At 27.8% G+C, this 22,827-nt stretch carries 21 protein-coding genes; 18 read left to right on the top strand and 3 right to left on the bottom strand.

Annotation, left to right across the window (positions count from 1 at the left end; all coding sequences use genetic code 11):
- From ATCC9714_RS01820 to ATCC9714_RS01840, 5 genes are all read left to right on the top strand, one after another.
- Entirely contained in the window at positions 1-1,404 is a 1,404-nt protein-coding gene (locus tag ATCC9714_RS01820) for a glutamate decarboxylase (protein ID WP_057545619.1), read from the top strand.
- Positions 1,405-1,519: 115 nt separating this feature from the next.
- The gene (locus tag ATCC9714_RS01825; protein WP_057545620.1) at positions 1,520-2,581 is read left to right on the top strand and encodes a DUF2776 family protein; all 1,062 of its coding nucleotides are present in this window, start codon (positions 1,520-1,522) and stop codon (positions 2,579-2,581) included.
- A 204-nt stretch (positions 2,582-2,785) separates the two neighbouring features.
- Entirely contained in the window at positions 2,786-4,189 is a 1,404-nt protein-coding gene (locus ATCC9714_RS01830) for a glutamate decarboxylase (RefSeq protein ID WP_057545621.1), read from the top strand.
- A 259-nt stretch (positions 4,190-4,448) separates the two neighbouring features.
- Positions 4,449-5,879 carry a glutamate:gamma-aminobutyrate antiporter gene (gene gadC, locus ATCC9714_RS01835; protein WP_057545622.1) on the top strand — a complete coding sequence of 477 codons (1,431 nt, stop codon included), beginning with the start codon at positions 4,449-4,451 and terminating at the stop codon, positions 5,877-5,879.
- A 67-nt stretch (positions 5,880-5,946) separates the two neighbouring features.
- Entirely contained in the window at positions 5,947-7,338 is a 1,392-nt protein-coding gene (locus tag ATCC9714_RS01840; RefSeq protein WP_054631602.1) for a glutamate decarboxylase, read from the top strand.
- Positions 7,339-7,424: 86 nt separating this feature from the next.
- Here the strand turns inward: ATCC9714_RS01840 and ATCC9714_RS01845 are convergent, their stop codons facing one another.
- Positions 7,425-8,318: a C39 family peptidase gene (locus ATCC9714_RS01845; protein WP_057545623.1), complete on the bottom strand. Its 894-nt coding sequence runs from the start codon at positions 8,316-8,318 to the stop codon at positions 7,425-7,427.
- Positions 8,319-8,555: 237 nt separating this feature from the next.
- On the opposite strand from ATCC9714_RS01845, the gene ATCC9714_RS01850 reads away from it, so the two are divergent.
- The 11 genes from ATCC9714_RS01850 to ATCC9714_RS01900 all read left to right on the top strand — a co-directional run bounded on the left by ATCC9714_RS01850 (position 8,556) and on the right by ATCC9714_RS01900 (position 19,877).
- Positions 8,556-9,449 carry a DUF2156 domain-containing protein gene (locus tag ATCC9714_RS01850; RefSeq protein WP_057545633.1) on the top strand — a complete coding sequence of 298 codons (894 nt, stop codon included), beginning with the start codon at positions 8,556-8,558 and terminating at the stop codon, positions 9,447-9,449.
- A 213-nt stretch (positions 9,450-9,662) separates the two neighbouring features.
- Positions 9,663-10,442 (top strand): GDSL-type esterase/lipase family protein, encoded by a 780-nt coding sequence (locus ATCC9714_RS01855; RefSeq protein ID WP_057577616.1) that lies wholly within the window; start codon positions 9,663-9,665, stop codon positions 10,440-10,442.
- Between the two features lie 16 nt (positions 10,443-10,458).
- The gene (locus ATCC9714_RS01860) at positions 10,459-10,929 is read left to right on the top strand and encodes a DUF4358 domain-containing protein (protein WP_021121355.1); all 471 of its coding nucleotides are present in this window, start codon (positions 10,459-10,461) and stop codon (positions 10,927-10,929) included.
- 17 nt (positions 10,930-10,946) lie between these two features.
- The gene (locus ATCC9714_RS01865) at positions 10,947-12,353 is read left to right on the top strand and encodes an MBOAT family O-acyltransferase (RefSeq protein WP_021127308.1); all 1,407 of its coding nucleotides are present in this window, start codon (positions 10,947-10,949) and stop codon (positions 12,351-12,353) included.
- Positions 12,354-12,367: 14 nt separating this feature from the next.
- On the top strand, positions 12,368-13,555 hold the full coding sequence (locus ATCC9714_RS01870) for a DHHW family protein (RefSeq protein ID WP_244465149.1): 1,188 nt from the start codon (positions 12,368-12,370) through the stop codon (positions 13,553-13,555).
- A 265-nt stretch (positions 13,556-13,820) separates the two neighbouring features.
- A complete protein-coding gene (gene nrdD, locus ATCC9714_RS01875; RefSeq protein ID WP_057545626.1) occupies positions 13,821-15,950 on the top strand; it encodes an anaerobic ribonucleoside-triphosphate reductase in 2,130 nt (709 codons plus the stop codon).
- 16 nt (positions 15,951-15,966) lie between these two features.
- Positions 15,967-16,470 carry an anaerobic ribonucleoside-triphosphate reductase activating protein gene (gene nrdG / locus ATCC9714_RS01880; RefSeq protein WP_021121341.1) on the top strand — a complete coding sequence of 168 codons (504 nt, stop codon included), beginning with the start codon at positions 15,967-15,969 and terminating at the stop codon, positions 16,468-16,470.
- Between the two features lie 180 nt (positions 16,471-16,650).
- The gene (trxA, locus tag ATCC9714_RS01885; protein ID WP_021121343.1) at positions 16,651-16,965 is read left to right on the top strand and encodes a thioredoxin; all 315 of its coding nucleotides are present in this window, start codon (positions 16,651-16,653) and stop codon (positions 16,963-16,965) included.
- 23 nt (positions 16,966-16,988) lie between these two features.
- Positions 16,989-17,858, top strand: coding sequence for an NAD(P)/FAD-dependent oxidoreductase (locus tag ATCC9714_RS01890; RefSeq protein ID WP_055330075.1), 870 nt, complete (start codon positions 16,989-16,991; stop codon positions 17,856-17,858).
- Positions 17,859-18,061: 203 nt separating this feature from the next.
- The gene (locus tag ATCC9714_RS01895) at positions 18,062-18,394 is read left to right on the top strand and encodes a winged helix-turn-helix transcriptional regulator (RefSeq protein WP_021121350.1); all 333 of its coding nucleotides are present in this window, start codon (positions 18,062-18,064) and stop codon (positions 18,392-18,394) included.
- 112 nt (positions 18,395-18,506) lie between these two features.
- Entirely contained in the window at positions 18,507-19,877 is a 1,371-nt protein-coding gene (locus tag ATCC9714_RS01900) for a cation:dicarboxylate symporter family transporter (RefSeq protein WP_057545627.1), read from the top strand.
- A 22-nt stretch (positions 19,878-19,899) separates the two neighbouring features.
- Here the strand turns inward: ATCC9714_RS01900 and ATCC9714_RS01905 are convergent, their stop codons facing one another.
- Both ATCC9714_RS01905 and ATCC9714_RS01910 read right to left on the bottom strand, forming a co-directional pair.
- Positions 19,900-20,679, bottom strand: a complete 780-nt coding sequence (locus tag ATCC9714_RS01905; RefSeq protein ID WP_021127302.1) for a CPBP family intramembrane glutamic endopeptidase — start codon at positions 20,677-20,679, stop codon at positions 19,900-19,902.
- Positions 20,680-20,795: 116 nt separating this feature from the next.
- On the bottom strand, positions 20,796-21,836 hold the full coding sequence (locus ATCC9714_RS01910; RefSeq protein ID WP_057545628.1) for a YdcF family protein: 1,041 nt from the start codon (positions 21,834-21,836) through the stop codon (positions 20,796-20,798).
- 175 nt (positions 21,837-22,011) lie between these two features.
- Between ATCC9714_RS01910 and ATCC9714_RS01915 the strand changes: the two genes are divergently transcribed.
- On the top strand, positions 22,012-22,224 hold the full coding sequence (locus ATCC9714_RS01915; RefSeq protein WP_021121349.1) for a hypothetical protein: 213 nt from the start codon (positions 22,012-22,014) through the stop codon (positions 22,222-22,224).
- 75 nt (positions 22,225-22,299) lie between these two features.
- Entirely contained in the window at positions 22,300-22,599 is a 300-nt protein-coding gene (locus ATCC9714_RS01920) for a putative pTS system, IIB component (RefSeq protein ID WP_021121347.1), read from the top strand.
- The last annotated feature ends 228 nt before the right edge of the window (positions 22,600-22,827 follow it).

Consider the following 22,827-nt stretch of genomic DNA (forward strand, 5'->3'; position numbering starts at 1 on the left):
ATGTTATTTGGTAGAAAAAATAAATTAGGAGATAGTTATGAGACACCAATATTTGGGACAACAGAATCTGGCTCTAGCATACCTAAAGAAGAACTAGGGAAAGATTCTATTGCTCCAAACATAGCATATAGATTAATAAAAGATGAATTGATGAATGAAGGCAATGCAAGACTTAACCTATGTACATTCTGTCAAACATATATGGAAGATGAAGCAACAAAACTTATGGCAGAAACATTAGAGAAAAATGCAATAGATAAATCAGAATATCCACAAACAACAGAAATGGAAAACAGATGTGTAAATATGATAGCAAACTTATGGCATGCGCCAGAAGATATGAACTACATAGGAACATCAACAGTTGGATCATCAGAAGCATGTATGCTTGGTGGTATGGCAATGAAGTTTAGATGGAGAAATAGAGCTAAGAAATTAGGAATGGATGTTACAAGTAAGAAACCAAACTTAGTAGTATCATCAGGATATCAAGTTTGTTGGGAAAAATTCTGTGTATACTGGGATATAGAGATGCGTTTAGTACCAATGGATGAAGAACATATGAGTTTAAATATAGATAAAGTATTAGACTATGTAGATGATTATACAATAGGGGTTGTAGCATTACAAGGTATAACATATACAGGAAAATTTGATGATATAAAAGCATTAGATGCATTACTAGAAGAATATAACAAAACAGCTAAAATAAGTGTACCAATTCACGTTGACGGTGCATCAGGAGGATTATTTACTCCATTTATAGATCCAGATATGGAATGGGACTTTAGATTAAAAAATGTAGTATCAATAAGTACATCAGGACATAAATATGGATTAGTTTACCCAGGTATAGGATGGGTAATATGGAAAGATGAAGAGTACTTACCAAAAGAATTAATATTTGAAGTAAGCTACTTAGGAGGAACAATGCCAACAATGGCGATAAACTTCTCAAGATCAGCAAGTCAAGTTATAGGACAATATTATAACTTCTTACGTCTTGGATTTGAAGGATACAGACAAATACATCAACGTACAAAAGAAGTTGCAATGTATTTATCAGATGAAATAGAAAAAACAGGATTATTTAAAATATATAATAATGGTGAAAACTTACCAATAGTATGTTATAGATTAGTAGATAACGCTAACGTAGAATGGACATTATATGATTTAGCAGATAGATTAGCAATGAAAGGATGGCAAATACCTGCATATCCATTACCAATAAACTTAGAAAATACTATTATACAACGTATAGTATGTAGAGCAGACTTAAGCCATGACATGGCTGAACTATTTATAAGAGACTTAAAAGCAGCTATAAAAGACTTAAATAACGCAAATGTAATAGTACATGGTAAAGAAACAGAAAATAAAACATACGGTTTTACTCACTAAAACAAGATTGAATGTTTAAAAAGCAACTGGTGCTATAGTATTTGTACCAGTTGCTTTTTTAATATATAGGATTAATAAATTAAAGGATATTTATTAAATTTTGGAGGTAATAGAAATGAATTATTATATTAGTGTTCTTTTTAGAGCAATACCATTACTTATGGGTGCCATATGTTTAGGGTATGGATTTTATGTTAAGGATTTAGGACAAGCTATGGGATCAGATTTTGTAGTTGCAGGACATGTATTAATATTTTTAACAGCTATATGTATAGCTTTATTTACAACTGCTGCAACTATAATAAGACAACTTATAAATAAGTATAATAATTTTTATAAGTGGGCATTACCTACTTTAGGTTATTTATCTGGAATATTTACAATAGTTTCAGGTATTGTTTTATGGCAAATAGGAATATCTAACCCACCTTATTTTGTATCTGGAAATGTTGTATTTGGATTAGGGTTAATAACATGCTGTGTATCTACTGTAGCAACAGCATCAACAAAGTTTATGCTAATTCCTAAAAATAGTAGTAGCTTAAAAGAAGGAGAAAAACAAGAAGAAGCATTTAAAGAATCAACAGTAAAAACATTAATAGCTGTACCTATAATATGTACCTTAATTGGATTTATTAGAGGGGTATATTTACTATTTTCATCTACAACAAATGACCATTTCGTAGCGGGACATGTGCTTGTTGGAATATCATTAGTTTGTGCTAGTTTAATAATGTTAGTAGTTAGTATAGTTAAACAAATACAAAATACTTTTACAGATAAAGAACGTTATAAATGGGCCATAGGCGTTGTAATATTAGGAACTATAGATGTTTTATGGGGAACTGCAATACTTATAATAGCTAAAAATCCAGCTTGGATAGCCCCAGGATATGTTTTAATTGGATTAGGTATTGTTTGCTATAGTATTTTAAGTAAAGTTTTATTATTAGGCATGGTATGGAGAAAGTCTAATCCACTTTCAAAAAGGGTTCCATTAATACCTGTTTTTACAGCTCTTACATGCTTATTCATAGGTGCATTTTTATTTGAAGCAGAAATATTTAATATATCTTATTTTATACCAGCTCGTGTAATGATTGGATTAGGGGCTATATGTTTTACTTTATTCTCTATAGTTTCAATACTAGAAAGTGGAACATCAAAATCTAAATAAAATAATATAAAAAATGTTTAAATTTAATTTTAAGAGGTATATATAAAATATAATAGAAAACAAAGAAAAACTTAGTAAAACAAAGATAACAACCAAAAAATGATTGTATATGTATTCTAAATAGTAAAAAAAAGTTTTAAATTATGTTTTTTGTTATTAAAATAATTTAAATGTATATGTTTATATACAAAGGAGGCTTTTAAAATGTTATTTGGTAGAAAAAATAAATTAGGAGATAGTTATGAAACTCCAATATTTGGGACAACAGAATCTGGCTCTAGCATACCTAAAGAAGAACTAGGGAAAGATTCTATTGCTCCAAATGTAGCATACAGATTAATAAAAGATGAATTAATGAATGAAGGAAATGCAAGACTTAATCTATGCACATTCTGTCAAACATATATGGAAGATGAAGCAACAAAACTTATGGCAGAAACATTAGAGAAAAATGCAATAGATAAATCAGAATATCCACAAACAACAGAAATGGAAAACAGATGTGTAAATATGATAGCAAACTTATGGCATGCGCCAGAAGATATGAACTACATAGGAACATCAACAGTTGGATCATCAGAAGCATGTATGCTTGGTGGTATGGCAATGAAGTTTAGATGGAGAAATAGAGCTAAGAAATTAGGAATGGACGTTACAAGTAAGAAACCAAACTTAGTAGTATCATCAGGATATCAAGTTTGTTGGGAAAAATTCTGTGTATACTGGGATATAGAGATGCGTTTAGTACCAATGGATGAAGAACATATGAGTTTAAATATAGATAAAGTATTAGACTATGTAGATGACTACACAATAGGGGTTGTAGCATTACAAGGTATAACATATACAGGAAAATTTGATGATATAAAAGCATTAGATGCATTATTAGAAGAATATAATAAAACAGCTAAAATAAGTGTACCAATTCACGTTGATGGAGCATCAGGAGGATTATTTACTCCATTTATAGATCCAGATATGGAATGGGACTTTAGATTAAAAAATGTAGTATCAATAAGTACATCAGGACATAAATATGGATTAGTTTACCCAGGTATAGGATGGGTAATATGGAAAGATGAAGAGTACTTACCAAAAGAATTAATATTTGAAGTAAGTTACTTAGGAGGAACAATGCCAACAATGGCAATAAACTTCTCAAGATCAGCAAGTCAAGTTATAGGACAATATTATAACTTCTTACGTCTTGGATTTGAAGGATACAGACAAATACATCAACGTACAAAAGAAGTAGCAATGTATTTATCAGATGAAATAGAAAAAACAGGATTATTTAAAATATACAATAATGGTGAAAACTTACCAATAGTATGTTATAGATTAGTAGATAATGCTAATGTAGAATGGACATTATATGATTTAGCAGATAGATTAGCAATGAAAGGATGGCAAATACCTGCATATCCATTACCAATAAACTTACAAGATACTATTATACAACGTATAGTATGTAGAGCAGATTTAAGTCATGATATGGCTGAACTATTTATAAGAGACTTAAAAGCAGCTATAAAAGACTTAAATGATGCAAATGTATTAGTACATGGTAAAGAACCAGAAAATAAAGTATATGGATTTACTCACTAAAAATAAAATAGCCAAAGTTAAGTCCTAAAGAAAAAGTCTTAGTATTTTTGAAAATACTAAGACTTTTTTAAATTGTTTGTAAAAAGGTAATTAATGTTTTTTTTATTGCAAAAATATTTTTTGATGAAATATTTTTTGCAAAAATTGTTTTGAGCTAAATACAAAGGGTATATATACAATATACAAAACGACAATTGATTATTATAGGCCTAGAATAATTTATGTTGTAAATAATTGAATATACTAGGAGATGATTGACATGAGAGAGGGACAGACAGCTAAAAGGAATTCCCTTAGTTTATTTGCATTCTTTGCGATGACCGCATCAATGGTTATGACGGTTTATGAATATCCTACATTTGCAACATCAGGATTTAGTTTGGTATTCTTCCTTTTACTTGGAGGTATATTATGGTTCTTACCAGTTGCTCTATGTGCGGCAGAAATGGCTACAGTTGAAGGCTGGCAAGAAGGTGGAATTTTTGCATGGGTTGGGAATACATTAGGAGAGAAGTTTGGATTTGCGGCAATATTTTTTCAATGGTTTCAAATAACAGTTGGATTTGTAACAATGATTTATTTTATATTAGGTTGTGTTTCATATATATTTAATTGGGATGCGTTAAATACAGTTCCATTTGTGAAATTTATAGGAGTATTAATAATATTCTGGGTATTAACATTTTCACAGTTAGGAGGAACAAAAAACACAGCAAAAATAGCAAAAGCTGGATTTATATTTGGTATAGTAATACCTGCAATAGTTTTATTTGGAGTATCAATAGCTTATATAGTTCAAGGTAATCCACTAGATGTAAAAATAGGATTAAAATACTTTGTACCTGATTTTACAAAAGTAAATACATTAGTTGTATTTGTTTCATTTATACTTGCATATATGGGGGTTGAAGCATCAGCTTCTCATGTAAATGAATTAGATAATGCTAAAAAGAACTATCCATTAGCTATGATTATGTTAGTTATATTAGCAATAATTTTAAACACTGTAGGTGGATTAACAGTTGCATCTGTAATACCACAAAGTGAATTGAGTTTAAGCTCAGGCGTTGTTGAGACATTTAAGGTTTTAATATTACACTTTATGCCTCATGGAACATGGCTTGTTAAACTTATGGCGATATTATTAGCATTAGGTGTAATGGGTGAAGTTAGTGCATGGGTTGTAGGACCTTCAAGAGGTATGTATACAGCGGCACAAAAAGGAATTTTACCTAAATCTTTAACAAAAACTAATAAACATGATGTTCCTGTAAATTTAGTTTTTATACAAGGTGTAGTAGTTACAATATGGGCAGCGGTACTTACTTTTGGTGGAGGAGGAAACAATGTATCATTCCTTACAGCTATATCATTAACAGTTGTTATATATTTAGTTGGATATTTACTATTCTTTATAGGTTATTTTATGCTTGTACTAAAAAAATCAGATTTAAAACGTTCTTACCAAGTACCTGGAGGAAAAGTATTCAAATTAATAGTAGCAGCATGTGGATTAGTAACTTCAGTATTTGCACTAGTTATATCATTTTTCCCACCAAGTCAATTAAGTGGAAAAAGTGTTCATGAATATTTAACTATATTAAGTATAAGTTTTATAATTACAGTTTTAATACCATTTGTAATATATTCAATAACATCCAAGAAAGTGAACAAAGTTAACAACAAATAATCACAGTTAACTATTATAAAAAATTAATATAATAGAAAAACAGCATATATTTTAGGAGGGTTTTACAATGTTATTTAAGAAACAAGATGATTATAGTACACCAGTGTTTGGGACAATAGAGTCTGGCTCTAATATTCCAAAAGATGTAATAGGGAAAGATTCTATTGCTCCAAACATAGCTTATAGATTAATTAAGGATGAGTTAATGAATGAAGGTAATGCAAGACTAAATTTAGCAACATTCTGCCAAACTTATATGGAAGAAGAAGCAACTAAGCTTATGTCAGAAACATTAGAAAAAAATGCAATAGATAAATCAGAATATCCACAAACAACAGAAATGGAAAATAGATGTGTGGATATGATAGCAAACTTATGGAATGCACCAAAAGATATGAATTATATAGGAACATCAACAGTTGGATCATCAGAAGCATGTATGCTTGGTGGTATGGCAATGAAGTTTAGATGGAGAAATAGAGCTGAAAAATTAGGTATAGATGTAACTAAGAAAAAGCCGAATTTAGTAGTATCATCAGGGTACCAAGTTTGTTGGGAAAAATTCTGTGTATACTGGGATATAGAAATGCGTACAGTACCAATGGATGAAGAACATATGAGTTTAAATATAGATAAAGTATTAGACTATGTAGATGATTATACTATAGGTATAGCAGCATTATTAGGGATAACTTACACAGGAAAATTTGATGATATAAAAGCATTAGATGAAGTTGTTGAAGAATATAATAAAACAGCTAAAATAAGTTTACCAATACATGTTGATGCTGCATCAGGAGGATTATTTACTCCATTTATAGACCCAGAACTTGAATGGGATTTTAGATTGAAAAATGTAGTATCAATAAGTACATCAGGTCATAAATATGGATTAGTTTACCCAGGTATAGGATGGGTAGTGTGGAAAGATGAAGAGTATTTACCAAAAGAATTAATATTTGAAGTAAGTTATTTAGGAGGATCAATGCCAACAATGGCAATAAACTTCTCAAGATCAGCAAGTCAAGTTATAGGACAATATTACAATTTCTTACGTCTTGGATTTGAAGGATATAGACAAATACATCAACGTACAAAAGAAGTTGCAATGTATTTATCTAGTGAGATAGAAAATACTGGGTTATTTAAAATATATAATGATGGAGAAAACTTACCAATAGTATGTTATAGATTAAGAAATGAAGATGCTGTAGAGTGGACATTATATGATTTAGCAGATAGATTAGCAATGAAAGGATGGCAAATACCTGCATATCCATTACCAGTTAATTTAGAAAATGTTATAATACAACGTATAGTATGTAGAGCTGACTTAAGCTATGATATGGCGGAATTATTTATAAGAGATTTAAAAACAGCTATAAATGATTTAAACAATGCAAATATATTAGTACATGGAAAGAAAGCTGAAAATAAAAAATATGGATTTACTCATTAATAAATAAAGCTAACTCAATTTGAGTTAGCTTTTTATATTAAATAAAATAAAAAATAGATGTATCTAATTAAATACATCTATTTTAGTTATAAACTAAATGCCCATAAGTTTTTAGCTTCTTTAAGAAACACATCTACATCCCAAGTTTCACTACTTCTTTGTTTACTATCAGAATCATTAACAATAATTTTTCCGTCACTGTCAACACCTGTTAAAACTATATAATGACCTTCTGTAGTAAAGTGGCCAGGACCCATAGTTGCAATAATTGGATGTCCTTTTTCTAATGTATTTATAATACTTTCAGAACTTAGTGGAATTACTTTACTTTTTAAACCAAGCTTTCTTGCTCCATCTGTCATAAGTGACCAAGCAGTTCCAACCCCAGGAACTAAGTAACCATTTTGTTGACTAAAATTTTCTACATATCTAGGACTCATATTTGTATTACCTGTAAGTCCTACAGTTACCATTGATAAAGCTGTTGGGCCACAACCATTAATAGCAAAGAAGTCAGGTCCATATTTATCATATCCCCATCTTTCGTCCCATTGCATAAATAAAGGGATTTCCCCTTTGGTATATTCTCCTTCTACAGTTATGTTCTCATAAGTTGAGTTGCCTCCTTTATGTTCAGGATAATCAGCTACAAAGTTTATAGTTTCAGGTTTCTTAGAAGCCATTACTAACAACTCTTGAGGATAATCATTTACATTATTTAATATATTATAAATTCTAGGGTACATAGGAGCCATTTTTACTAGTTTAGCTATGGCTGGATTATCAGTATTTATAATATCTTGAGGTAGACTAGCAAGATTTTGAGATATTTCACTATCATTAGATGTAACTGCACTTGAAATCTCTTTATATCCTATGAATAGTCCTATAGCAACAACAGCAGGAATCACTATGTACGTTACCTTATTTTTATTTCGCGTTTTGCTCTTAGCACTGTGTTTGCCTTTTGAATAAGCCACTCTCGTTGTCTCCTTTAATAAAAATTTAATTCAATATATTAATTATACAACTTTACAACACTAAGGATATAACAAAATTGTAACAAAATCATAATTGATGCATATTTGATTAGAGATGAAAAATTTTAGATAGGTAGTTACGATAAAGTAACTAATTTAATATATCGATAAAATTTGATATATTATTAAATATAAAAATATCGGATAGTTATGAAATTGATTTATTTGGAGGTAAGTATTTTGTTTAAAGAAATAGATATAGATTCAAAACAGGTTTTAGATAAATACTTTGAACTAGTAGATTATGAGGCCTGTGAATATTGTTTTACTACACTATATATGTGGAAAGAATTGTATAATACGAAATATTATGTAGAAAAAGATTTTGCTATAGTAGCAGGAGAATATGAAAATAAAGGATTTTTAATATTACCATTAGCACGTAAAGAAAATATGTATAAAGCATTTGATTTTATAATAAGATATTTTCAAAAAAATGATAGAAAAATACTTTTAAAAGCTATAAGTAAAGAAGTTGTAAACTACTTAAGAAAAGAGTATAAAGATAGATTTATATATATAGAAGAAAGAAATAACTTTGACTATATATATGAAGGGGAAAGTTTAAGAACACTTGCTGGTAGAAAAAATCAAAAAAAGAGAAACCATTTAAATAGTTTTATAAAAGAATATGGAGACAGGGTAGAATATAGAAAGTTAAATGAAAAAGATTTTAAAGATTGTAAAAATGTTATGAGTAGATGGTTAGAAGATAAAGGTGAAGATTCAGAATTTGATAGTGAAGTAAAGGCTATAAAAAGAATATTTGATAACTATGATAAGCTAAAAGATAAAATAAAAATAGCTGGAATATATATTGATTCTAAATTAGAAGCTTTTTCAATAGGAGAGATGTTAAACAAAGATATGGCTGTTATACATATAGAAAAAGCTAATTCTGATATAAGAGGGTTATATCCATATATAAATAAGGAATTTTTAGTAAATGAATTTAGTGATGTTAAGTTCGTTAATAGAGAAGAAGATTTAGGAATTGAAGGACTTAGAAAAGCAAAACTATCGTATCATCCTATAAAATTTGCTGAAAAATACACTGTAATAGAGCGTTAACAATTTAAATGTAAAATTATTGAAAAGTAGGCATTACCATGGTAAATGGTAATGCCTTTTGTTATTATATAAAGTGTCGAATATAAAAAAATTATGTCGAATAGTTGTTACGAAATTGTAAAAAAAATTTACAGAAAAAAGTAAGAAACTAGGAGTATAATATATAATTGGTCAAGAAAAAAATAAAGAGTAGATGAGGAAGAAGTGACAGTGATGAGAAAGATTTTATACATTCGTGTTGTAAAAGTTGCTCTAATAGGAACGGCGATAATATTAGGATTTAATTTGGCTATAAATATATATAAAGAACACTTTGCACAATCATATATAAGTGACAAAGATGGTATGAAAAAAATAAAAGAACTTGAGTCAGTAAATATTTCTTCTATAAGAGATAAGATGGATGAAGAAAGTAATAATAATGAAGTTGAAAATAAAAAAGATGACACTAAAAAAGAAGAGGTTAAAGATTTTAATAAGGTATTTGAAGATTCAGTTATAATGGGAGACTCTAGAGGAGAAGGACTTACAGAATATGAAATTTTAAGCCCATCATCAGTAGTAGCGTATAAAGGCAGAACTACTATCAAGGCAAAAGATGATATATCTAGTGTTGTAGATTTAGCCCCTAGTAAAATTTTTATGACTTATGGAATGAATGACTTAGAACTATTTAGTGACTCAAAAGAATTTATAAAAAATTATGAATCACTTATAAAAGATGTAAAAGCTAAATTACCAAATTCAAAAATATATGTAACTTCAATAATTCCTACTAATAAAAGTGCTATAAATAAACAGCCTAAATTTAAAAATGTATATAGTTTTAATGATGGAATAAAAGGTATGTGCAAAAACTTAAATGTTGAGTTTATAGATGTTGGAGATAGTATGAATTCAGATAAGAATTTGTACGAGCCTGATGGTATACATTTTAAGCCTGCATTTTATAAAGGATATTTAAATATTTTACAAGAAAAAGCTAATTTATAGGACAGGGGGAATTTAATTGAGAACAATAAAAAAATACATAGTAGTTTTAAGCTTTGCATTAACTGCATTTATATTGAGTGGATGTGGTATTAATAATGACAAAAGCTTAAATTCGATTGTAACTGAAATAAATAGTAAGGTACCTTTAAATAATATGCAAAAAGGTGATAGCAAAGCTCTTAAAAGATTTTTTGGATTAAACTCAAATGAATTTAAAGACTTTGTACTATATACTCCAAAATCGACTATGGATGTTGAAGAAATGCTTATAGTAAAGCTAAAAGATAAATCACAAGCACAAGGTGTAGAAGATGCAATTGATAGCAGAGTAAATAAGCAAATAGAAAGTTTTAGTGGCTATGGTCCAAAACAAGTTGCACTACTTCAGGATTATGAAGTAAAGAGCAAAGGAGATTATGTTTTCTATTCAGTATCAAATAATTTAGAAAAAATTACTGATGCATTTAAAGAAAGCATCAAAAACTAAAAGGGAGAAGCAAAACGATGGTTTTTAGTAGCATAATATTTTTATTTACCTTTTTACCTATAACTTTGATTTTATATTATTTATCGCCTAAGAAAGCAAAAAACGCTATATTACTTTTAATTAGTTTAGTATTTTATGCATGGGGTGAGCCTATATATGTATTTCTTATGATGTTTACAACAGTATTTGATTTCTTTATAGGCATATTAATTAATAAATACAGAAGAAATAAAATTAAAGCTAAACGTATTTTTATAATCGCTGTAATTGTAAATTTAGGAATTTTAGGATTCTTTAAATATTACGGATTTTTAATTGAAAACTTAAATTCTTTATTTTCAATTAATATAGGATATGAACAGTTACCACTTCCTATAGGAATTTCTTTTTATACATTCCAAACTCTATCTTATGTAATTGATGTATATTTAGAAAAAGTTCCTGTTCAAAAAAATTTAATATCATTTGGACTATATGTTACAATGTTTCCTCAATTAGTTGCAGGGCCTATAGTAAGATACATAGATATAGATTATCAATTAAAACATAGAACTCATGGTGTAAATAAATTTGGAGAAGGAGTAGAGCGTTTTATACAAGGGCTTTCTAAGAAAGTTCTTCTTGCAAATAATATAGGGATGATATTTACAAGTATCCAACAGTATGATGTAAATCAAATATCTGTCTTAACCGCATGGTTGGCTATAGCTGCATATACATTACAATTATATTTTGATTTTAGTGGATATTCAGATATGGCAATAGGGCTTGGAAAGATGTTTGGATTCGATTTTATAGAAAACTTTAACTATCCATATGTTGCAAAGAGTGTGACGGAATTTTGGAGAAGATGGCATATATCTTTAAGTAGTTGGTTTAGAGAATATGTGTACATACCTCTTGGAGGAAATAGATGTTCAACTATGGCACAGCTTAGAAACCTATTTGTGGTATGGGCTTTAACTGGGCTTTGGCATGGAGCTGACTGGAACTTTATATTATGGGGACTATACTATGGTTTAATTTTAGTAATAGAAAAGTTTTTATTAAAAAATATTTTAGAAGCAATGCCAAATTTAATAAAACATATATACACAATGGTTTTAGTTATGGTTGGATGGACATTCTTTGGAATAGATAGTATACAAAAATCTTTAGAGTATTTAAAGGTGATGTTTTTATTAAATGGAAATCCAATTATAGATTCAACATTTTTATATTACTTATTTACTAATTTAATTCTTTTAATAATATTAATTTTATGTTCTACACCAATAGTTAATAAAGTATTTAAAAAGATTATTCAAAACGGAAAGATGAAAGGTGTCGTATTTGCTACTTCAGTTCAATTTATTTTACTATTTGTTAGTATTGCATATTTAGTAAATGAAACATACAATCCTTTCTTATACTTTAGATTTTAAGAGAGGTGAGAATATTGAAATATAGAAATAAAAAGTTAAGAAGAAATTTACAAAAAAATTCACGTAAATATAAAAATGTTTATATTAAATTAATGACTATAATGTTTTTATTAACAATATTTGTATTTGTAGGTTTGAATCTTATTATTAAAGATAAGGAGTTTTCAGAAAATGAAAACAGAATATTACAGCAAAAACCTAAATTTACCTTTGATAGATTATTTGAAGGTAGATATACAAAAAAATATGAAAAATATACAGTTGATCAGATAGTAGGAAGAGACGAATTTATAAAGGTTAAGACAAAGGTAGATTCATTATTAGGTAAAAATAGTGAAAACGGTGTATATAAGGGTAAAGATGGATATCTAATAGAAAACTTTAATAAACCTAATAAAGAGTATTTAAAAGCAAATATAGAGGCTATAAATAAATTTGCTAATAAACATAAAGATATAAATCAATACATGTTAATTGCACCAAACTCAGTTAATATTTTATCTGATAAACTACCTAATTTTGCACCAGTTTATGACCAAGATAAATATCTAAAAGAATTAGATAAGTCTGTAGATAATAAAGTAAAGTTTATAAATGTATCAGATTCACTTAAAGATCATAAAAAAGAATATATTTATTATAAAACAGATCATCATTGGACTACATTAGGTGCATATTATGCATTCTTAGATTTTGCTAATCAAGCTGGGCTTGATGTGAATCCTAATGGATATGAAAAATATAGAGTATCAAATGACTTTTATGGAACTTTATATTCAAAGAGCGGATATAAAGTAGATCCAGATAAAGTTGATATATTCACTCCTAAAGATAAAAATGATCAAGTTATAGTTGAATATAAAGAAGAAAAGAAGAAGTCTCCTACTATATATAATAGTGAGGCTTTAAAGAAAAAAGACAAGTACGAGGTATTTTTAGGAGGAAATCATCCTTTAGTAGATATAAAAACAACTAGTGAAAGTGATAAAGTTTTGTTACTAGTAAAAGATTCTTATGCTAATAGTTTTGTACAATTTCTAACTCATTATTATAAAGAAATAATAATGGTAGACCCAAGATATTATTATGAAGATATTGAAAATCTAATAAAAGATAAGAATATAACTGATATGCTTTATTTATATAATTCTAATACATTTTTTAATGATTCATCACTAGCTCCTGTATTAAATAATATATAAAAAAATATTATAAAATTTTTTTAAAAAAGAAACTGCATTCAGAACTTAGATATAGTGCGGTTTCTTTTCTATTTGTGTTTTAAAATGTATTTTTTGTGGTATTTATCAACTTGAATAAATACCATATATAGTATAGAATGGACTATGTGATTACTACATATGGTATAAAAATTTATTAACGTATACAATATGAAATTATAAAAGTCAATACTTTTGTAGAATAAAATTTAATCAATCAAGATGTATTAGACAAAAGGAGAGTTTTATGAAAAAACAATTAAATATAATTAAAAGGGATGGAAGCATTGCAGAGTTTGATAAGACTAAGATAGAAAATGCAATACTTAAAGCTATGAAGTATGGAAGTGGAATATATGAAGAAGAAATAGCTAATGAAATAGCTAATCAAATAGAAGTTAAATGTAACGAAAATCCACATTTATCCACTGTAAATCAAGTTGAAGACATGGTTTATGAAAGTTTAATTAATCATAAGCATGAATTAACAGCTAAAGCTTATGAGGGGTATAGAGCTGTTCAATCTTTTAAAAGAGAAGTTAATACTACTGATGATAGTATATTAGGACTTTTAGATAATAGTAATGAAGATGTAATAAATGAAAATTCTAATAAAAACGGATTACTAGCATCTACTCAAAGAGATTTAATTGCTGGGGAAGTGTCTAAGGATATAGCAAGAAGAAAATTAATACCAGCTCACATAGCACATGCACATGATGAAGGTGTTCTTCACTATCATGATATGGACTATGCAATACAACCTATTCATAACTGTATGCTTATAAATTTAGAAGATATGCTAAGTAACGGAACGGTAATAAGTAATAAGTTAGTAGAGTCTCCTAAGTCATTTACAACAGCATGTACAGTGACTACTCAAATAATAGCACAAATAGCTAGTGGACAGTATGGTGGAAACTCTATAACTATAAAACATATAGCACCATTTTTAAGAGTATCTTATGATAAATACTATAATAAATATATTCAAAAATACTCAGAAGAAATGGCAAAAGAATTAGCTGAAGATAGAATGATGGAAGAATTAAAGGGTGGTATACAAACCATAAGATATCAACTATCTACTTTATATACAAGTAATGGTCAATCACCATTTTCTACAATATATCTAGAAATCGAAGAAGGTCATGAGTATGAAAGAGAAATGGCCTTAATTTGTGAGGAAATGATTCTTCAAAGATTAGAAGGAATGAAAAACTACAAGGGGCAAGAAGTTGGAGAAGAATTCCCAAAATTAGTTTATCTTTTAGATGAGCATAACTGCTTAGAAGGTGGAAAATATGATTATATTACTAAATTAGCAGCTAAATGTAGTACTAAAAGATTAGTTCCAGATTATCAAAGTGCTAAAATAATGAGAAAAAATTATGAAGGAAACACATTCCCTCCAATGGGATGTAGAAGTCATTTATCTCCATGGAAAGATGAAAATGGAAACTATAAATGGTATGGAAGATTTAACCAGGGCGTTATATCTTTAAATTTAGTACAAGTTGCATTAACTGCTAATAAAGATATGGACAAGTTCTGGGAAGTACTAGATGAAAGATTAGAACTTTGTAAAGAAGCTTTAATGGTTAGACATGATTTATTAAAAGGTGTAATTTCAGATGTTTCACCTATCCATTGGCAACATGGTGGAATTGCAAGACTTAAAAAAGGAGAAAAGATTGATCCATTATTAGAAAATGGATATTCAACTCTTTCTTTAGGTTATGTTGGTGTGTATGAAATGACTCAAGCGATGCTTGAAGTAAGTCATACAACTAAAGAAGGTGAGGAATTTGCTTTAAAAGTAATGAATTACTTAAATGATACCTGCCAAAAGTGGAAGGATGAAACTGGACTTGGATTTGGACTATATGGAACTCCAGGAGAAAGTTTAACTTCAAGATTCTGTAGAATAGATAAACAAAAATTCGGTGAAATAAAAAATGTAACAGATAGAATGTATTACACAAACTCATATCATGTTCATGTAAGTGAAGAAATAGATGCTTTTGAAAAACTTAAATTTGAAAGTCAATTCCATGATATAAGTTTAGGTGGATGTATAAGTTATATAGAAGTTCCAGACATGAGTAAAAACTTACCGGCTGTTGAACAAATAATAAACTATATATACCATAATATACAATATGCTGAAATAAATACGAAGCCGGATATCTGTTATTCTTGTGGGTTTACTGGAGAAATAAAGCTTGATAAAGATTTAGAATGGTATTGCCCAAACTGTGGAAATAAAGATAAAAATGAGATGCAAGTTATGAGAAGAACGTGCGGATATATAGGTGCAAATATGTGGGGTAAAGGTCGTACGCAAGAGATAGGACAAAGAGTATTACATCTATAGGGTTGGAGTGATTAAAGTGAAGTTTTCTAAGATAAAAGATAACGACATAGCCAATGGATTAGGAATAACTATGTCTTTTTGGACACAAGGATGTCCACATCATTGTAATGGATGTTTCAATAAAGAAACATGGGATTTTGAAGGTGGCAAAGAGTTTACACAAGATGATTTAGACTATATTATAGAGAATATAAATAAAAATAATATAAAACGTGATTTATCTGTATTAGGAGGCGAACCATTGTGTCCTCAAAATATTGAAGGCGTAATATATTTATGTAAAGAATTCAAACGCAATTATCCAGAAAAACTTATATACTTATGGACTGGCTATACAATAGAAAATTTTAATGAAACGCAAAAAGAAATTTTAAATTATATAGATATATTAGTTGATGGCAAATTTGAGGAAGATAGAAAAAATCTATCTATTAAATTAAGAGGATCGTCAAATCAAAGAGTAATAGATGTTAAACAGTATCTAGAGAGTGATTCAGTAATATTATATAAATTAAGTTAAAGAAAACTAGTTAAATACTAAGTATTTAACTAGTTTTTTTATTTTCATAAAAATATATACAAAGTAATTTTAAAAGTGGAGATAATAAATACTAGTTACGAATAAGTAACTAATTGTTAAGTTATTTGAAAGTTGATATATTAATCTTAGAAATTATAGGAATATAAAGGAGCGATAATAATGACTAGAATAATAGAGACTGAAGAATTTAAAAATGAAGTAGAAAATGCAACAGAAACAACTATAGTAGATTTCTTTGCAACATGGTGTGGACCATGTAAGATGTTATCACCTGTATTTGAAGAAATAGATAAAAATGTAGAAGAAGCTAAGTTTTTAAAAGTAGATATAGATAAAAGCTTAGATTTAGCTAGAAGATTTGAAGTAACTACAGTTCCAACTGTTATAGTTTTTAAAGATGGAAAAGAAGCAGATAGATTAGTTGGATTTATACCAAAGCAAAAATTAGAGGAAATGGTAAAAGCCCATATATAAATTAGTAGAAAGGGTTGAAGTTTATGAGATATGATATAGCTATAGTAGGAAGTGGGCCAGCTGGATTAGCAGCTGCCATAAACGCTAAAATAAGAAATAAAAATATAATATTATTTGGGAATGAAAATGGAAGTGAAAAGCTTATAAAAGCACCATCTATAGATAATTATCTAGGTATTTATGATGTAAGTGGAAAAGCATTAAGCGAAAAGTTTATTAATCATATAAAGGAAATGGAAATAGAGATAACTCAAGAGAGGGTTAACAATGTATATAGTATGGGAGACTATTTTACATTACTTGTAGGTGAAAAAACATATGAAGCTACTACTGTAATAATAGCTACAGGTGTTCAATATGGTAAAAAGATAAAAGGGGAAGAAGACTACCTAGGAAAAGGTGTAGGATATTGTGCTACTTGTGATGCTGGATTGTATAGAGATAAGGTTGTAGCCATTATAGGATACAATCATGAAGGAGAAGAAGATGCAAACTTTTTAAGTGAAATAGCTTCTAAAGTTTACTATATACCTATGTATAAGTTAGAAAATAAATTAGATTCTTCTATAGAAATAATCAATAGTATACCTTTAGAAATAAAAGGAGAAAACTTAGCAAATAAATTAATTTTAAAAGATAGAGAACTAGATATAGATGGGGTTTTTGTTATAAAGGATAGCGTATCACCAAGTTATATGGTACCGGGGTTAGAAGCAGATGGACCTCATATAAAAACAGATAGAGAAATGAGAACCAATATTGCTGGATTATATGCAGCTGGAGATTGTGCAGGTAAGCCATATCAATATATTAAGTCTGCAGGCCAAGGTCAAATGGCAGTTTCAAGCGCCATATCGCAACTTGATCAATTAAGGATTAAAAATATGAAATAAAATATAAACATAAATATAAATAACCTATAAATTTATCTATTGTTAATAATGTAAATTTATAGGTTATTTTTTATTAATTTTATTATAGAAAAAAACTATAAGTGAACATAGATTAAATAAAATTCATAATAATCAAAATTGGACAAATTATCAGTTGTATTATAATCTTGTATACACAACTAAAAAGTCAGGAGGACAAATTAATGTACAATGTAAATGATATGACATATGATTGTCCAGTTGAAGCTCTATCTAATATTTTAGGTAAAAAATGGGTAGGGAAAATACTTTGGGTAATTCAAGATAATAAAATAAGATTTGGGGAGTTACAAAGAAAGATAGAAGGATGTAGTAAAAAAATGCTAACTCAACAGTTAGATTTATTAATAGAGAACAATATAGTTATAAATGATAAAAAGACAATAAATAATAGTGTAGAATCTACTTATTACTTAAGTGAAGGTGGGTTACTACTGCTTCATATAATGGCTAATATGATAGAATGGAGCAATAAACATATAGTATGTGAAGACTAATATTATAAATAGGAGTTACCAAAAAGTTACTAGTTGATATTGATACAAGGTCTTGTTATTATTAGTAAACAAGCAAAGCCTTTAACTTTGCAAAAAGTCTAAGGAGGAACATATGAATTATACATTTTTTTCAGAATTTCTTATGGTAACTAATTGGTTAACGGTGTTATCTATAGGGATATTAGTTGGACTATTTTTTATAGTTAAAAAATTAAGTAACAAATTAAATTTTACTAAATTGATGATTGTATCAATTGTAATGGGTATTGGATTAGGAGTAGTGATTCAAGCCATAGCAGGATTCCCAAATGACCCAACAAAGGTGAATTGGCTAAATGAAGTATCTAAATGGTATGGATTATTTGGATATGGATTTATGGATCTTTTAAAAATGCTAGTGGTACCTTTAGTATTTGTATCAATTGTAAGAGTGATTATGAACCTAAAAGAAGGTGAAAATCTAGGAAAACTTACAGGTAGAACTATAATCATGTTACTTGGAACAACAGCTATAGCTGCTACAATAGGAATAATAGTTGGTAATTTATTCCAGTTAGGAGTAGGCCAAGAAGTTGTAAAACAAGCTACTGAGGATATGAGAGAGATAACACCTATAGTAGATACTTTAAGAGGTTTACTACCATCAAACCCGGTGGATGCTATGGCTAAAGCTAATGTAGTAGCAATAGTTATATTTGCAGGATTCTTAGGAATAGCAATAAAGAGACTTAGTAAAAAACATGCACAAACAATTAAGCCTTTTGTAGACTTAATTGAAGCATTTTATAAAATAATAATAAGTGTGTCTATAACGGTTATAAAATTAATGCCTTACGCAGTTGTTGCACTTATGGCAACATCTATAGTAGATAGAGGAATAACATCTATAATAGATGTTATAGATTTTATATTAGCGTTATATGTAAGTGTTATTATAATGTTTATAGTACATTTAATAATAATATCAATAAATGGTGTTAATCCATTAAAATATTTAAAGAATGTATCAAAACCACTTATATTGGCTTTTACATCAAGATCAAGTTTAGGGACTTTGCCAGTAACTATTGAGACACTTACAGATAATTTAAAAGTAGATCAAGGAATATCTAGTTTCGTTGGAAGCTTAGGAGCTAATATGGGGATGAATGGATGTGCAGGAATATATCCTGCATTAATGGCTGTTACTGTTGCCAATATGTCAGGAACTCCAATGAATTTTAGTTTCTATATAATGTTACTTATAGTAATAACTATAAGTTCGTTAGGTATTGCGGGTATACCAGGAACAGCTACAATGTCTGTATCAGTAGTTATATCAGGTATGGGTATGGGTGCGTACTTCCCATTATTAGGAGGAATACTTGCTATAGATCCTATACTAGACATGGGGCGTACAATGCTTAATGTAAATGGTGCAATGGCTTCAACAATAGCAGTTGCAAATTCATTTAATGAAATTGATAAAAAGAATATAAAATAAGAAATAAGCTAGAAGATATCTTCTAGCTTATTTTAGTTTTTAAATGATTATTAGAAAATTTCAATATGAAAAGTCCGACTAAAGCAGTAATGACTGATATAATTATATGCATGTCCACTGAATATGTAAATATGTATGAACAAGCATTATCCAAAGCATGAAATAAAATACATAGCCAAATGCTTTTAGTTTGAGTGTATATAAATGTTAATACAAATGAAGAAGCTATACAACTTAATGCAAATGGTAAAAAATTTAATTCCTGTTGAGGTGAACCAGAAATAAACCATAGAGGTATATGCCAAATAGACCATATAATACCTATAATTAAAGAACTTTTTATAGATGAAAATCTACAAAGAAGTTTAGGAAGTAATACACCTCTCCATCCTATTTCTTCTAATCCTCCTCCAAATATCATAACTGGAGTTATCCAACTTAAAAAGATTAAAGGAGAGTTAAGTAATACCTTATGCTCCTTAAAGAAACTAATTACAATAAAAGGAATACTCCATAAAATTAGAGATGTTATTAATACGTATAAATAATCTCTAAAACTTTTTTTTATATTTATACAGCTTCTTAAGAAAGCCTTAAATTCCGACTTAGAATAAAATTTTTTCTTAACCAATAAGCCAGCTATAGATGGCGAATACCCTGATAAACCATAAAATATCATGAATACAGGTGAACCGTATTTGATGATTCCAAGTTGAGTAAGAGGTATAGTTACACTAAAAGCTATAGTACAAATGATTACCACAATGATAAAAAAGTATTTGATTTCTTTTGATAAAATCATTTTATAACCTCCGAATTTAGCTAAAGTTTTAAATTACATTGTAATAATAACAATATAAATTTAACAATACAATGCAAAATAAATTAATCTAAATTTAGAAAAAATTTAAAATATAATTAGTGAATGACAAAAAAATAATTTATTAAAGATAGTATTGCCGTAATTAAGAAGCATAAAGCAATTACTATTAAATTTCTTTTTTTATGCATCATAATTATTGCTATATATTCACGAATTAATGCATTAGGTAGAAAATATAATGCTGTTTTAGAACCTATGCCTTGGCTGTTAAGATTAGCCATTTTAGAATAAAGGCCAGCTCTAAATACATGATAATTATTAGTTACAAAGATACTTTTGTATCCAGTGGGCATTAATTTATCCATTATTGATTTTGAAAATTTCATGTTTTGTAAAGTATTTACGGATTTATCTTCTACTAAGGTATTTTCCTTCGGAATTCCTTTGCTTATAGCACATTTTTTCATAGCTAATCCTTCTGAAATCATCTCATCTGGACCTTGACCACCAGAAAAAATTATTTTAGGTGGAGAATTAACTATGGATTGCTCATTATAAAACCTAATAGCTTTATCTATTCTACTTGCAAGTAAAGGAGGAACTTTATCCCCTATAACTCTGCTTCCTAAAACTACAATAAAGTCTTGATTTTTTTTAGGTCTATTAAATTGTGAAATAAATGAAATCATTAAAAAGTTAAATATACTAAATAAGAAGTAAATTTCTACTAATACAAATCCACTTAAAAATATATTTAAATCAGGAGATAAAAATTTCCCAGGGTTAAATATAACTAAAATAACATGTAATAATAGTGCTATGCCTAAAAATAAAGTTAGTAAATTAGGTAGTTTTTTACTTTCTTTTTTCATTACGATTTTAGCATTTATAAACAAACCAATTATAAGAGCATAAATACCAAATGTAATTACTATTAAAAATAATAAGAAAAGGATTAAAAATAATATTATTAATATTTTACTTTGAGAAGCAAAAGCTATATAAGTAAATGTTATTAGAACTGAAAAAATAAATAAATTAAATAGAAAACCATTAATAAGTTTTCTTTTATCGTTTAAATAAGACATAAGAAATATTGCTAAAGTTATTAATGGAAAAATCAATATGAAGTTCATAGTTCACCTCCAAATTAAACTGATATTTTAATATAAATATACCCAAATAATATCTAAAAAGATGTATCATATAAAAATAAATTTAAAATTGAAAATTAAGAAAATTGAAAAAATAATATTGTGAATGATATAATACTATTAAAATAATAAATTTACATTTATAGGGGGTTATATATTGGGGAAGTATTTAGTTAGAATAATTAAAAATATTATATTAATAATTTTAATAGCTTATGGATATATGTATTTTACAGAAAGCTTACATGTAACTAATGAACCTATTTTTAAATTGATAGTTATAACTTTTTTATTTTCAAGCATGATTATAATAGGGCTTAAATTATTTTTTGAAAATAATAAAATAGATAATAATATAGATATAGACTAAAGGTAATTGTATTTGATATATATTTCTTGTAATATAAAATAAAAATTATTAAGTTTAACAAAGAGAGGGAATTATATGCAAAAGATAGTTGCTATATGTGAAAGTATAGAATGTGGAAGTCTTTTAAAAGATGAAAGTGTTAAATTAGGATATGAATTTAAATTTGAAATTCAAGAAGGTAATGAAATATTAAATAAATTATCAGACGAAGAAATAAAATCAGCAAAAACAGTTTTATTTGCAATAAATAAAAGTATAGAAGAAGTAGAAGACATTGAAAGGTTTATAGATGTTGAATATTATGAAGTTCAACCTAGTATAGTAATGAGTAGTGCTCACCAAGTAATAAAAGAAATAGCTGATGATATAAGCTAATAAAGGACTGTGAATTCACAGTTCTTTTTTATTTAAAATAAAAAAATATAAAAAAATAAAATTAAATTTTAAAAAAGTGTTGACGTTATTAAATTGAGATGGTATAGTATTACTTGTCCTTAAGAAAAGGGCAAACATGAACTTTGAAAATTAAACAGTAGGTTAATTATATAAATTCTTTTTAAAGAATTAAACAACAAACAACCAAGCCAGATATTCAGATAATGA

The sequence above is a fragment of the Paraclostridium sordellii genome, assembly GCF_000953675.1.
GTDB classification, from domain to species: Bacteria; Bacillota; Clostridia; order Peptostreptococcales; family Peptostreptococcaceae; genus Paraclostridium; species Paraclostridium sordellii.

Bases quoted from the DNA above. Each gene is read 5' to 3' on its own strand.
- ATCC9714_RS01820 (WP_057545619.1), top strand. From the start codon at position 1: ATGTTATTTGGTAGAAAAAATAAATTAGGAGATAGTTATGAGACACCA.
- ATCC9714_RS01825 (WP_057545620.1), top strand. From the start codon at position 1,520: ATGAATTATTATATTAGTGTTCTTTTTAGAGCAATACCATTACTTATG.
- ATCC9714_RS01830 (WP_057545621.1), top strand. From the start codon at position 2,786: ATGTTATTTGGTAGAAAAAATAAATTAGGAGATAGTTATGAAACTCCA.
- gadC (WP_057545622.1), top strand. From the start codon at position 4,449: ATGAGAGAGGGACAGACAGCTAAAAGGAATTCCCTTAGTTTATTTGCA.
- ATCC9714_RS01840 (WP_054631602.1), top strand. From the start codon at position 5,947: ATGTTATTTAAGAAACAAGATGATTATAGTACACCAGTGTTTGGGACA.
- ATCC9714_RS01855 (WP_057577616.1), top strand. From the start codon at position 9,663: ATGAGAAAGATTTTATACATTCGTGTTGTAAAAGTTGCTCTAATAGGA.
- ATCC9714_RS01865 (WP_021127308.1), top strand. From the start codon at position 10,947: ATGGTTTTTAGTAGCATAATATTTTTATTTACCTTTTTACCTATAACT.
- nrdD (WP_057545626.1), top strand. From the start codon at position 13,821: ATGAAAAAACAATTAAATATAATTAAAAGGGATGGAAGCATTGCAGAG.
- trxA (WP_021121343.1), top strand. From the start codon at position 16,651: ATGACTAGAATAATAGAGACTGAAGAATTTAAAAATGAAGTAGAAAAT.
- ATCC9714_RS01890 (WP_055330075.1), top strand. From the start codon at position 16,989: ATGAGATATGATATAGCTATAGTAGGAAGTGGGCCAGCTGGATTAGCA.
- ATCC9714_RS01895 (WP_021121350.1), top strand. From the start codon at position 18,062: ATGTACAATGTAAATGATATGACATATGATTGTCCAGTTGAAGCTCTA.
- ATCC9714_RS01900 (WP_057545627.1), top strand. From the start codon at position 18,507: ATGAATTATACATTTTTTTCAGAATTTCTTATGGTAACTAATTGGTTA.
- ATCC9714_RS01905 (WP_021127302.1), bottom strand. From the start codon at position 20,679: ATGATTTTATCAAAAGAAATCAAATACTTTTTTATCATTGTGGTAATC.
- ATCC9714_RS01910 (WP_057545628.1), bottom strand. From the start codon at position 21,836: ATGAACTTCATATTGATTTTTCCATTAATAACTTTAGCAATATTTCTT.
- ATCC9714_RS01920 (WP_021121347.1), top strand. From the start codon at position 22,300: ATGCAAAAGATAGTTGCTATATGTGAAAGTATAGAATGTGGAAGTCTT.